Source organism: Phenylobacterium sp. (genome assembly GCF_016793285.1).
Taxonomy (GTDB): Bacteria; Pseudomonadota; Alphaproteobacteria; order Caulobacterales; family Caulobacteraceae; genus Phenylobacterium.
On record NZ_JAEUMO010000075.1, the window covers coordinates 25,730 to 38,149 of the forward strand.

Below are 12,420 nucleotides of genomic sequence, written 5' to 3' on the forward strand. Positions count from 1 at the left end.
CCGCTGTGGCGACGCGGCGCTTGCGGCGGGGCGTTTGCACGCCCAGACTCCCGCGCATGCGTCGTTTGCTTCTTGCCGCGTGTGCGCCGTTCGTCCTGCTGAGCGCCTGCGCCACCACCGAGACTTCCACGCTGGACCCCGCCGCTCCGGCCGCCGCGGACAGCGCCTACGGGATGTTCCTGGCCGGGAACGCCGCGCTCTCCGAGGGCCGCAGCGCCGAGGCCGCGAAGTTCCTGGAACTGGCGCGCGACGAGAGCGGGGGCGATCCCGCCATCACCGAACGCGCCTTCACCGCGGCCCTGATGGCCGGCGACATCGAACGCGCCGCCGCGATCGCACCTTCGGGCGCCGACGCGGGCGAGCCCGGCAAGCGCCTGGGCCGGCTGGTGAAGGTCGTGGCCGCCCTGGCCGACGGCAAGGGCAAGGTCGCCAAGGCCGAGCTCGCCACCGACGGGATCGGCTTCCCCCACCGAGGCGCCGCGGCGCTGCTGGGCCCGTGGGTGGCCGCAGCGTCGGGCGACGTCGAGGGCTCGTTCGTGCGGCCCCAGCTACGAGGCGACCCGGGCGTCGACTACTTCGGCCAGATCGGCCAGGCGCACCTCTTCGAGCGCGCGCGCCGCTACGACGAGGCCGAGACCGACTTCAAGGCGGTCACCTCGGGCGAGAGTCCCAGCGAGATCTCGGTGCTGGCCTACGGCGGCTTCCTGGAACGGCGGGGCCGCCGACCGGAGGCGCTGGCCTACTACGACGCCGCGCTGAAACGGAATCCGTCCAACCTCGCGGTGAAGGCGGCCCGCGCACGCGCGGCGGCCGGCAAGAGCGCGCCGGCGATGCCGTCGATCAAGCAGGGCGCCGCCTTCGCGCTGCTGGCCCCGGCCGCGACCATGGTCAGCGCCAAGCAGGAGGCGACCGCGCTCGCCTACCTGCGTCTGTCGCTGGCGCTGGATCCGGACCGCAGCGAAGCCTGGCTGATGGTCGGCGACCTGATGCAGCAGGCCGGCGACGTCGAGGGCGGCCGCGCGGCCTATCGGAAGGTCAAGGTCACCGCCGCCGAGTTCCCTGCCGCCCAGGCCAAGCTCGCCTGGAGCTACCAGAGCGACGGCGACAAGGAGGGCGCGCTGAAGCTCGCGCGCACCGCAGCGGCCACCGGCGACCGCGACGGCCGCCTGACCCTCTCGGACCTCCTGCGCGCCAACGAGCAGTATCCCGAGGCGATCGAGATCCTGAACGGCCTGATCGCCGAGTCGAAGGCGCCCGAGTGGACGCTCTACTACGCCCGCGGCCAGGCCCTGGAGCGCACCGGCCGCTGGAAGGAGGCCGAGGCCGACCTGTCCCAGGCGCTGAAGATGCGGCCCGACGAGGCCGAGCTACTGAACTACCTCGGCTACGCCTGGATCGACCGCGGCGAGCGGCTGAAGGAAGCCATGGGCATGGTCGAGAAGGCCGTGGCGGCCAATCCGCGCTCGGGCGCCATCGTCGACAGCCTGGGTTGGGCCCACTACCGGCTCGGCGACTACAAGAAGGCCGTCGAGATCCTCGAGCAGGCGGTCGAGCTGGAAGCCGGCGACCCCGAGATCAACAACCACCTGGGCGACGCCTACTGGATGGTCGGCCGCAAGGACGAGGCCGGGTTCCAGTGGCGGCGCGTGCTGACGCTCAAGCCCGACGACAAGATCAAGGCCGACGCCGAGAAGAAGATCTCCGGGGGCCTGGGGCCGACGCAGCGGGTCGCAGGGCCGTAGCGCCATGGCGGAGGCTTTCGCGCCCGCCAAGGTGAACCTGTTCCTGCACGTGGGCGGGCCTGGAACGGACGGCTACCACCCGATCTGCAGCCTGATGGTGTTCGGCGACGTCGGCGACCGCGTCAGCGTGCGGCCGGGCGAAGGGAGCGTCGCCGTCCGCGGTCCGTTCGCGGCCGGGCTAGGCCGCGAGTCCGACAACCTCATCGTCAAGGCGGTGCGCGCCTTCGTCGTCGAACTGGGCCGGCCAATGGAGGAACTCGCCTTCACCCTGGACAAGCACCTCCCGGTGTCCAGCGGCCTGGGCGGCGGCTCCAGCGACGCGGGCGCGGCGCTGCGCCTGATCCGCGACGTCTTCACCCCCGGCTTCGACGACGCCCGCCTGGAGCGCGTGGCCGCCAGCCTCGGCGCCGACGGCGCCGCCTGCCTCTGGGGCCGCCCGGTGGTCGCGCAGGGTAAGGGAGAGCGCTTGAGCCCCGCACCGGGCCTGCCCGAACTCCACGCCGTGCTGGTGAACGCCGGCGTCCCGGTCTCGACGCCCGAGGTCTACCGCGCGCTCGACGCCTCGGGCGCGTTCGGCGACGTGACGCGGCCGCGGATGCCCGACGCCTTCGAGGACGTCCACGAAGTCGCCGCCTGGCTCGCCACCCAGCGCAACGACCTGGAGGCCGCCGCGGTCGCCGTCGCGCCCGACGTGGGCGCCGTGCTCGCGACCCTCCGCGACGAGCCCGAGGCCCTGATCGCACGCGTTTCCGGCTCGGGTGGCACCTGCTTCGCCCTCTGCGACGACGACATCGCCGCCGAGAGCCTCGCCGAACGCCTCGAAGCCCTCGCGCCGGCCTGGTGGGTGAAGCGCTGCCGCCTCGGCGGGCCCTGGGCTTAGCAGGAAGGGGGCGCAGGCCTTCGAGCCGCGTTGACGCGGCAGCGCCGCCATCTGACGCCAGGTCCGCCAAGGCGCACCTGCCGGCTCTTCGTGTGCCTGGTGATCCTGGTGGTTCAGACAGCGGCGCCTGCAGCGCGCCCAACGAAAACGGGGGCCCCGAAGGACCCCCGTTCCGCATGTCCTCGGCGCCCCGACCGGAAGCGCCCGCCTCTCGAGAGAGCCTACGAGTGGTAGGCGCGTTCGCCGTGTTCGACGATGTCCAGGCCTTCCTCTTCGGCTTCCGGGGAAGCGCGCAGGCCGACCGTGTACTTGATGATGAAGAACACGATGCTGGAGGCCACTGCCGACCAGGCGACCGCCACGGCCACGGCCTTGAGCTGGGTGATGAACTGGCCCGCCATGGTGTAGCTCGCCAGCACGTCGCAGGTGGAGATGTCGCCGTCGGCGGCGCAGGTGGTGTAGTCGACGATCTCCGCGCCGCCGAGGCCCTTGGCCACCAGGATGCCGGTGGCCAGCGCGCCCACGATGCCGCCGATCGCGTGGATGCCGAAGGCGTCCAGGCTGTCGTCGTACTTCAGCGCGTTCTTCACGACCGAGCAGAAGAAGACGCAGATCGGCGAGACGATCAGGCCCAGCACCAGGGCCCCCATCGGGCCGGCGAAGCCCGCGGCCGGGGTCACGGCCACGAGGCCGGCGACCAGGCCCGAGGCCATACCGAGCAGCGAAGCCTTCTTGCGCGTGACCCACTCGGTCACCGCCCAGGAGAAGCCCGCCGCCGCGGTCGCCACGAAGGTGTTCACCACCGCCAGGGCGGCATAGCCGTTGGCTTCCAGGTTCGAACCGGCGTTGAAGCCGAACCAGCCGAACCACAGCAGGCCCGCGCCCACCAGCGTCAGCGTCAGCGAGTGCGGCTGCATCGGCTCGGAACGGTAGCCCTTGCGGGGGCCCAGGATCAGCGCGCCGCAGAGCGCGGCCACGCCGGCGTTGATGTGGACCACCGTGCCGCCTGCGAAGTCGAGCGCGCCCCAGCCCCACAGCAGGCCCGACTTCACCGGCGCGGTCGGAGCCGTCGCGATGCCGTCGGGGCCCGGCCACCACCAGACCATATGGGCCATCGGGTAGTACGAGAGCAGCGGCCACAGGACGGCGAACACCACGACGGCGGCGAACTTCATCCGCTCGGCCACCCCGCCCAGCACCAGGCACGCCGTGATCGCGGCGAAGGTCATCTGGAAGGCGATGAAGGCGAGTTCGGGGATGTAGGTGCCGGTCGAGAAGGTCGCCGCGTTCGAGGCCGGCGTGACGTCCTTCAGGAACAGGCGCGCCGTACCGCCGAAGAAGGTGTCGTGACTGCCGCCGTCGGTGAAGGCCAGGCTGTAGCCGTAGATCACCCAGGCGATCATGCCGATGACGCACACCGTCGCCGTCTGCATCAGCATGCTCAGCATGTTCTTCTGACGCACGAGGCCGCCGTAGAAGAGCGCCAGACCCGGGATGATCATCAGCAGCACGAAGACCGCCGAGACCATCATCCAGGTGGTGTCGCCCTTGTTCACGGTCTGCTCGGGCGCCTTGATCTCGGCCGGCGCCGCGGCCGGAGCCGTCTCGGCGGGGGCGGCGGCGTCAGGCGCGGCTGCGGCCGGAGCCGCGGCGGCGGGCGCCGGGGCAGGGGCTGGGGCCTCCTGGGCGAAGGCCGGCGCCAGCGGCGCTGCGGCCATCGCGGCGGCGAGCGCCAGCCCGGCCAGCCGCGTTCTTGCGAGAAACGTCATAAGCATGTCCCCTTGTTCCCCTAAAGCGCGGCCGCGCCGGTCTCGCCCGTCCGGATGCGCACGGCGTCCGAGACGTCGAGGACGAAGATCTTTCCGTCGCCGATCTTGCCGGTGGCGGCCGCGGCCTTGATGGCCTCCACGGCCTTGCCCGCCTGCGCGTCGTCGACGACGCACTCGAGCTTCACCTTGGGCAGGAAGTTGATCTGGTACTCCGCGCCCCGATAGATCTCGGTCTGGCCCTTCTGCCGGCCATAGCCCTTGACCTCCGAGACCGTCAGCCCCTCCACGCCGGCCGACACGAGCGCTTCGCGCACGTCGTCCAGCTTGAAGGGTTTGACGATCGCCATGATGAGTTTCATCCGCTCGCTCTCCGCGTTCGGCCCGCCGGGTGGGCCAACCCCTCTCGTTCGCTTGGACCGCGGCTCGTCGTTGATCCCCTTGGCCGCGGTCGGGCCGACGCTATGTCGCGAGGCTCGGCTGCACGGCCCGCCGGGGCGAGCGTGCGGTGAAGAAGGCCCGCGCCGCTCAAATTGCGGGCGCCGATCGGCCGGGGCGCCTGCCGATTGCGCATCCTGACCCCACGGGAGGGCCGATCCCGCGCTTGACGCGCCCGCAAGTCGTCGTAAATCCGGCGCCTTCAACGCCTAGTCTCGCGGCGACCCAGAGGGCGATCCCTGGGGCGGGTCGCCAGACGGCATCGGAATGACGACTGTCCCGTTTCGCCATATTCGCGGCCTGAAGGTCGCCAGCAGCCACGAAGGATCCTGAATGACGACCCGCCTGCTCCTCGCCGCCGTCGCGCTTGCGGCCGCTCCCTTCGCCGCCCAGGCCCAGACGCCGGCGCCGGCCGCGCCTGCGCCCGCCGCCGCGCCGACCGCCGGGGCGGCCAAGCCCGTCACCGTCAACGGCGACCTCGTCGACACCCTGAAGCTGAACGGCGGCTTCACGATCTTCACGAAGGGCCTGACCGACACGAACCTGGCCGGCTTGCTGAAGACCAACGCCAACCTGACGGTGTTCGCCCCGACCGACTCGGCCTTCCAGGCGATGCCGGCAGCCGATCTCGCCAGGTTGCAGGCCGACAAGGCGGCGATGCAGAAGTTCATCCTGCACCACATCGTGAACGCGCCCGTCGCCTCGACGAAGATCAAGGGCGCGAAGGGTCCGATCCCTTCGGGCGCCGGCGACACCATCCTGCTCGACGGTAGCGACGAGGGCGGGGTGATGAAGGTGGACGGCGCGACCATCGTTCAGGCCGATGTGAAGACCGGCAGCGGCCTGCTGCACGTGGTCGACCACGTTCTGATCGCCGGCCAGGGCAATGCGGACCCGGTGGCGCCCGCTGCGCCGCCTCCCGCGGCCGACGCTTCGGCGACGGCGAAACAATAGGAGAATCCTGCGGCTCGGGCGGAACCAACGTCCGCCTGAGCCGTAGAGCGTCGGCACATTGAGGAAGGGGTGCAAAGGATCGCGCCACCAACCTGGAGTCCTGACGATGAAGCTCGCCTATCTCGCCACTGCCGCCACCGCCTTCGCGCTCGCCGGCGGCCTCGCCTACGCCCAGCAGCCGGCGGCGCCCACGCCCGGCTCGGTCACGGGCGACTGGAACGGCGCTCACGCCCCGTCCGACGACAAGCAGTACACGGAGACGGTGAAGGTCCCGCTCGGCACGCCGGCTGCGGCCGCCGCGACCGAAGTCCCGCCGGCGGACGTCCCCGCCGACGCCGCGACAGTGCCCCCAGCCCCCGCCGCGGCGGACACCGCCGTCAACACCTCGGCGACCTTCACCAACGTGACGGTCACCAACGGCCCGGTCCCGGACACCGCGGAGAACCGCGCGAAGTACGGCCAGCCCATGTCGCGCGCCGGCAAGCGGACGGCCGCCCGGGGCAACTGAAGCCCTCGAAAACACCCGCCCTTTCGGCGGTTGAAGCAAAGGTCGGCGGGCCCTATGGTCCGCCGACTTTTTTTGCACCTGCGAACAAGCCGCCCGATGCCCGACAAGCCGCTCTCGTTTCAGGGCCTGATCCTGAAGCTCCATGACTATTGGAGCCGGCAGGGCTGCGCCATCCTGCAGCCTTACGACGTCGAGGTGGGCGCGGGCACGCTGTCGCCGATGACGGTGCTGCGCACCCTGGGGCCGAAGCCCTGGAAGGTCGCCTACGTCCAGCCGTCACGCCGGCCGGCCGACGGCCGCTACGGCGAGAATCCCAACCGCCTGCACCAGCACCATCAGTACCAGGTGATCCTGAAGCCGAACCCGGAGAACCTGCAGGAGCTCTACCTCGGCTGCCTCGAGGCGATCGGGATCGACCCGCTGCTGCACGACATCCGCTTCGTCGAGGACGACTGGGAGAACCCCACCGTGGGCGCCTGGGGCCTCGGCTGGGAGGTCTGGTGCGACGGGATGGAGATCACCCAGTACACCTACTTCCAGCAGGTCGGCGGTCTCGACGTGTTCCCGGTGGCGGGCGAGATCACCATCGGGCTGGAGCGCCTGAGCCTCTATCTGCAGGACAAGGAGAACGTCTACGATCTGCAGTTCAACGACGAGTTCAAGTACGGCGATATCTACCTCGCCAACGAGCAGCAGTTCTCGGCGTTCGAGCTGGAAGTCGCCGACGTCGAGACCGCCAGGCGCCAGTTCGAGGACATGGAGCGCGAGGTGCCGCGCATCCTGGCGGCCCGTGGACGCCAGGGGCAATCCCTGGCGTTGCCGGCCTACGACCACGTCCTGAAGGCCAGCCACCTGTTCAACATCATGGACGCCCGCGGCGCGATCGCGGTGGCCGAGCGGCAGAGCTACATCGGCCGCATCCGCGACCTCTGCAAGATGTGCGCGGAGGCCTGGGTCGAGAGCCAGGGCGGCAACGCATGAAGACGGGCGCCATCCTATACCTCCCCCGCAGAGCGGCGGGAGGGGGACCGTCGGCCGAGCCCGGCGTCGCCGGGCGTAGAGCCGATGGTGGAGGGGGCGAGCCCCGTCCGCTGAGCTTGCTCTTGCCCACCCGATCCGCCGAGCCTGAAGCTCGCCCCCTCCACCGACCGCTCTCCGCTGCGCTCGGCGGCCGGTCCCGCTCCCGCCGCTTCGCGGGGGAGGTAGGAAGGCGCGTCGATCTCTTGATCCGTATTCACTGATGCCCCAGCTCCTTCTCGAACTCCTCTCCGAAGAGATCCCCGCGCGGATGCAGGCGAACGCCGCGCGCGACCTCGAGCGCATGGCGCGTGAGCGGCTGGCGGCCGAAGGCCTGCTGCCCGAGGCGCTGAAGACCTTCGCCGGCGCGCGCCGCCTGACCCTGGTGGCCGAAGGGCTGCCCGAGGCGCAGAAGGACCGCTCGGAAGAGCTGAAGGGCCCGCGCACCAACGCGCCCGAACAGGCGCTGGACGGCTTCCTGCGCAAGAACGGCCTCGCCAGGTCCGACCTCGTCGAGAAGGACGGCGTCTGGTTCGCGACGCTGAGCAAGAAGGGCCGCCCGACGGCCGAGATTGTGGCCGAGATGGTCCCGGCCATCGTGCGCGACTTCCCCTGGCCGAAGTCGATGGTCTCGGGCGTGTCGAAGCTGCGCTGGGTGCGACCGCTCCGGCGCATCCTCTGCATGTTCGACGGCGAGATCGTGCCGTTCAACATCGACGGCCACGACAGCGGCGACACCACCCAGGGCCACCGCTTCATGGGCTCGGGCCAGCCGTTCAAGGCCAAGGACTTCGACGCCTACGCCGAGAAGCTCGCCAAGCACTACGTCGTCCTCGATCCCGACGAGCGCAAGCAGCGGATCCTGGCCGACGCCAGGACGCTGTGCCAGGCGCGCAATCTGGAGCTCGTCGAGGACGCCGGCCTGCTGGACGAGGTCGCGGGGCTCGTCGAGTGGCCCGTGCCGGTGCTGGGCGACATGGACCCGGCGTTCCTGGACCTGCCGCCCGAGGTGATCCGCACCTCGATGCGCGTCCACCAGCGCTACTTCGCCGTCCGCGACCCCGCCACGGGCAAGCTCGCCCCCCACTTCCTCGCGGTCGCCAACATCGAGGCCAGGGACGGCGGCAGGACGATCGCGACCGGCAACGCCAAGGTGCTGTCGGCGCGCCTGTCGGACGCCCGGTTCTTCTGGAACGAAGACCGCAAGGTTCGTCTCGAAGATCGCCTCGAAAAGCTGAAGGGCGTCACCTTCCACGCGAGGCTGGGCGCCATGTACGAGCGCGTGGAGCGGCTGGAGATGCTGGCCGCGGCCCTGGCCCCGCGCGTCGGCGCCGACGTCGCGAAGACCACCCAGGCCGCGCGCCTCGCGAAGGCCGACCTCGGCACGGGCGTCGTGGGCGAGTTTCCCGAGCTGCAAGGCGTCATCGGCGGCTACTACGCGGAAGGGGAGGGCCTCTCGCCCCTGGTCGCCGAAGCGATCCGCGACCACTACAAGCCCGCCGGCGCCAAGGACGAGGTTCCGGACCGTCCGGTGACCATGGCGGTCGCCCTGGCGGACAAGCTCGACACGCTCTGCGCCTTCTTCGCGATCGACGAGAAGCCGACCGGCTCGCGCGATCCGTTCGCGTTGCGGCGCGCGGCGTTGGGCGTGATCCGCATCGTCCTGGGGTCGGAACTGCGCATCCCGCTCAAGGAAGCCGTGGCCGACTGGTACAAGGCGCTGCGCTGTTACGTCGATCCGGGCCGCGCGCTCTGGGTCTCGACGCCGAAGCTGACCGCCCATCTGGGCGCCGCCGGCCGCGCCAAGAGCCGCGAGTTCGACACCTATCTGCGCGAGTTCGACGAGGCGCTGCTCGACGGCAAGCCGCAGGTCGTGGCCATGGACCGCGAGGTCGACCTCGTCTTCGACCGCCTCCAGCGCGAGAAGCCGGCCGGAAAGGTGCTCTTCGAGTTCCGCCCCTACGAGGACGTCGCCGCCGACCTAGTCGCCTTCTTCGCCGACCGCCTGGAAGTGTGGCTGCGAGACCGCGGCCAGCGTCACGATCTGGTGGCGGCCGTCTTCGCGCTCGGCGACGACGACCTGGTCCGCATCGTGGCCCGCGTGAACGCCCTGGACGCGTTCCTGAAGACCGAGGACGGAGCCAACCTCCTCGCCGGCTACAAGCGCGCCGTGAACATCCTCCGGGCCGAGGAGAAGAAGGGCCCGCTACCCGGCGGTGCGCCCGTCCGGACGGCAGGCTCGCCCGCAGAGGAGACTGCGCTGATCGAAGCCGTCGCGGCGCTCGAAGCCAGGCTGGACGCCGCGCTCGACGCCGAGGACTTCGCCGCCGCCATGCGCGAGCTCGCGAAGCTGCGCGGGCCGGTCGACGCGTTCTTCGACAAGGTGTTAGTGAATTCCGACGATGCTGAGGAACGCGACAATCGCCTGCGTCTGCTGGCGAAGGTCCGCGACGCCATGGGGCAGGTGGCGGATTTCTCGCAGGTCACAGGTTAGACGAGGGACTTGATCGCTATGGCCGATACGATGGTGAAGACGCGTTGGGTCTATGCCTTCGGCGGCGGCTCGGCGGACGGCGACGCCTCGATGAAGGACCTGCTCGGCGGCAAGGGCGCGAACCTTGCCGAGATGAGCGCCCTGGGCCTTCCCGTGCCACCCGGCTTCACGGTCACGACCGAGGCCTGCGTCCACTACTACGCGAACGACCGCGCCTATCCGGCCGACCTGAAAGACCAGGTCGCCGCCGGCCTGCGGCAGGTCGAGACGGTCACCGGGAAGACCTTCGGCGACGCGGCCAACCCGCTGCTGGTCTCGGTCCGCTCGGGCGCGCGCGCGTCGATGCCCGGCATGATGGACACGGTTCTGAACCTCGGCCTCAACGACGAGACGGTGGAAGGCCTCGCCAGGCTCTCGGGCGACCGCCGCTTCGCCTTCGACAGCTACCGCCGCTTCATCCAGATGTACTCGAACGTGGTCCTCGACCTGGACCACCACATGTTCGAGGAGGTGCTCGACGACCACAAGGACCGCCTCGATATCCACGTCGATACCGGCCTCTCGGCCGAGCACTGGGAAGAGGTGGTCGCCGACTACAAGCGCATCGTCGAGGACGAGCGGGGCGAGCCCTTCCCGCAGGACCCGACCGAGCAGCTCTGGGGCGCCATCGGCGCCGTGTTCGCGAGCTGGATGAACGATCGGGCCAAGTTCTACCGTCGCATGCACGACATCCCCGAGAGCTGGGGAACGGCCGTGAACATCCAGTCGATGGTGTTCGGCAACATGGGCGAGGGCTCGGCCACCGGCGTGGCCTTCACCCGCAACCCCTCGACCGGCGACAACCGCCTCTACGGCGAGTTCCTGATCAACGCCCAGGGCGAGGATGTGGTCGCCGGCATCCGCACCCCGCAGCCGCTGACCAAGGTCGCCCGCGAGGAGATGGGCGACAGGAACCCCTCGATGGAAGAGGCGCTTCCCGACGTCTTCGCCCAGTTCAAGGAGGTCGTGGGCAAGCTCGAGAAGCACTACCGCGACATGCAGGACATCGAGTTCACGGTCGAACAGGGCCGGCTCTACATGCTGCAGACCCGCAACGGGAAGCGCACGGCGAAGGCTGCGCTGAAGGTGGCGGTGGACCTGGCCAGCGAGGGGCTGATCGACAAGGCCGAAGCGGTGATGCGCGTGGAGCCCGCCAGCCTCGACCAGCTTCTGCACCCGACCATCGACCCGTCCTCGCCCCGCGACGTGGTCGCCACCGGCCTGCCTGCAAGCCCCGGCGCCGCGACCGGCAAGGTGGTCTTCACCGCCGAAGAGGCCGAGAAACTGGGCGGCGCGGGCGAAGCCGTCATCCTCGTGCGCGAGGAGACCAGCCCTGAGGACATCCGCGGCATGGACGCCGCGCGCGGCATCGTCACCGCCCGCGGCGGCATGACCAGCCACGCCGCCGTGGTCGCGCGCGGCATGGGCCGCCCCTGCGTCTCCGGCGCCGGCGAGATCCACATCGACGCCCGCGCCGGCGAGTTCCACGCCCGCGGCAAGACCATCCGCGCCTACGACGTCGTCACGATCGACGGCTCGACCGGCGAGGTGCTCCAGGGCGCAGTGAAGATGATCGAGCCCGAGCTGTCGGGCGACTTCGGCACGCTGATGGGCTGGGCCGACGAGGTGCGGCGCCTGAAGGTGCGCGCCAACGCCGAGACCGGCCTGGACGCCACCACCGCGCGCCAGTTTGGCGCCGAGGGCATCGGCCTTTGCCGCACCGAGCACATGTTCTTCGATCCGGCGCGGATCGCCGCCGTGCGCGAGATGATCCTGGCCGACGACGTGGCCGGCCGGAAGAACGCGCTCGACAAGATCCTGCCGATGCAGCGCAAGGACTTCGTCGACCTCTTCAAGATCATGGAGGGGCTGCCGGTCACCATCCGCCTGCTCGACCCGCCGCTGCACGAGTTCCTGCCGCACAACGAGGAGGACGTGCAGGCCGTGGCGGAGGCGACCGGCCTCGATCCGGCCAAGCTGCTGCGCCGCGCGCAGGAGTTGCACGAGGTCAACCCGATGCTGGGCCACCGCGGCTGCCGCCTAGGCGTCTCGTACCCCGAGATCTACGAGATGCAGGTCCGCGCCATCATGGAGGCCGCGTGCGAGGTGGCCGCCGAAGGCCGCCCGGCGCCCATCCCGGAGATCATGCACCCCCTTGTCGCCAAGGGCGAAGAGATGCGGTTCCTGCGCCAGCTCACCGACAAGACCGCCAAGGCGGTGATCGAGGAGCGGGGCCAGAGGATCGAGTACATGGTGGGCACCATGGTCGAACTGCCCCGGGCGGCCATCCGCGCCGGCGACCTCGCCGAGTACGCCGAGTTCTTCTCGTTCGGCACCAACGACCTGACCCAGACGACCTTCGGCATCAGCCGCGACGACAGCGGGCGGTTCCTGAACGCCTACATCGAGAAGGGCATCTTCGAGAAGGATCCGTTCGTCAGCCTCGACCAGGACGGCGTCGGCGACCTGATCCGCCTCGCCACCGAACGCGGCCGCGCCAGGCGGCCGGGCATGAAGCTCGGCATCTGCGGCGAACACGGCGGCGACCCGGCCTCGATCCAGTTCTGCGAGAAGGTCGGCCT

At 70.3% G+C, this 12,420-nt stretch carries 9 protein-coding genes; 7 read left to right on the forward strand and 2 right to left on the reverse strand.

All coding sequences use genetic code 11. The annotated features are described in order from the left end of the window. Positions 1-56: 56 nt before the first annotated feature. Together JNL41_RS07960 and JNL41_RS07965 are read left to right on the forward strand one after the other, a co-directional pair. A complete protein-coding gene (locus JNL41_RS07960; RefSeq protein ID WP_293473789.1) occupies positions 57-1,742 on the forward strand; it encodes a tetratricopeptide repeat protein in 1,686 nt (561 codons plus the stop codon). A gap of 4 nt (positions 1,743-1,746) precedes the next feature. Continuing rightward, on the forward strand, positions 1,747-2,622 hold the full coding sequence (locus JNL41_RS07965; protein WP_293473791.1) for a 4-(cytidine 5'-diphospho)-2-C-methyl-D-erythritol kinase: 876 nt from the start codon (positions 1,747-1,749) through the stop codon (positions 2,620-2,622). Positions 2,623-2,843: 221 nt separating this feature from the next. On the opposite strand, the gene JNL41_RS07970 is transcribed toward JNL41_RS07965, so the two are convergent. Together JNL41_RS07970 and JNL41_RS07975 are read right to left on the reverse strand one after the other, a co-directional pair. Continuing rightward, on the reverse strand, positions 2,844-4,397 hold the full coding sequence (locus tag JNL41_RS07970; RefSeq protein ID WP_293473792.1) for an ammonium transporter: 1,554 nt from the start codon (positions 4,395-4,397) through the stop codon (positions 2,844-2,846). A gap of 14 nt (positions 4,398-4,411) precedes the next feature. Continuing rightward, entirely contained in the window at positions 4,412-4,750 is a 339-nt protein-coding gene (locus JNL41_RS07975; protein ID WP_293473794.1) for a P-II family nitrogen regulator, read from the reverse strand. A gap of 409 nt (positions 4,751-5,159) precedes the next feature. Between JNL41_RS07975 and JNL41_RS07980 the strand changes: the two genes are divergently transcribed. From JNL41_RS07980 to ppdK, 5 genes are all read left to right on the forward strand, one after another. After that, a complete protein-coding gene (locus JNL41_RS07980; protein ID WP_293473796.1) occupies positions 5,160-5,780 on the forward strand; it encodes a fasciclin domain-containing protein in 621 nt (206 codons plus the stop codon). A gap of 106 nt (positions 5,781-5,886) precedes the next feature. Then, a complete protein-coding gene (locus tag JNL41_RS07985) occupies positions 5,887-6,288 on the forward strand; it encodes a hypothetical protein (RefSeq protein ID WP_293473798.1) in 402 nt (133 codons plus the stop codon). A 96-nt stretch (positions 6,289-6,384) separates the two neighbouring features. After that, complete coding sequence (locus JNL41_RS07990; RefSeq protein WP_293473800.1) at positions 6,385-7,269, forward strand: glycine--tRNA ligase subunit alpha; 885 nt, start codon at positions 6,385-6,387, stop codon at positions 7,267-7,269. A gap of 259 nt (positions 7,270-7,528) precedes the next feature. Continuing rightward, positions 7,529-9,799: a glycine--tRNA ligase subunit beta gene (gene glyS, locus JNL41_RS07995; protein ID WP_293473802.1), complete on the forward strand. Its 2,271-nt coding sequence runs from the start codon at positions 7,529-7,531 to the stop codon at positions 9,797-9,799. An 18-nt stretch (positions 9,800-9,817) separates the two neighbouring features. Next, positions 9,818-12,420, forward strand: a 2,603-nt coding sequence (gene ppdK, locus JNL41_RS08000) for a pyruvate, phosphate dikinase (RefSeq protein ID WP_293473804.1), incomplete at its 3' end; no start/stop codon positions are given.

Coding starts and splice junctions, on each gene's coding strand:
- JNL41_RS07960 (WP_293473789.1), top strand. CDS start 57: ATGCGTCGTTTGCTTCTTGCCGCGTGTGCGCCGTTCGTCCTGCTGAGC.
- JNL41_RS07965 (WP_293473791.1), top strand. CDS start 1,747: ATGGCGGAGGCTTTCGCGCCCGCCAAGGTGAACCTGTTCCTGCACGTG.
- JNL41_RS07970 (WP_293473792.1), bottom strand. CDS start 4,397: ATGCTTATGACGTTTCTCGCAAGAACGCGGCTGGCCGGGCTGGCGCTC.
- JNL41_RS07975 (WP_293473794.1), bottom strand. CDS start 4,750: ATGAAACTCATCATGGCGATCGTCAAACCCTTCAAGCTGGACGACGTG.
- JNL41_RS07980 (WP_293473796.1), top strand. CDS start 5,160: ATGACGACCCGCCTGCTCCTCGCCGCCGTCGCGCTTGCGGCCGCTCCC.
- JNL41_RS07985 (WP_293473798.1), top strand. CDS start 5,887: ATGAAGCTCGCCTATCTCGCCACTGCCGCCACCGCCTTCGCGCTCGCC.
- JNL41_RS07990 (WP_293473800.1), top strand. CDS start 6,385: ATGCCCGACAAGCCGCTCTCGTTTCAGGGCCTGATCCTGAAGCTCCAT.
- glyS (WP_293473802.1), top strand. CDS start 7,529: ATGCCCCAGCTCCTTCTCGAACTCCTCTCCGAAGAGATCCCCGCGCGG.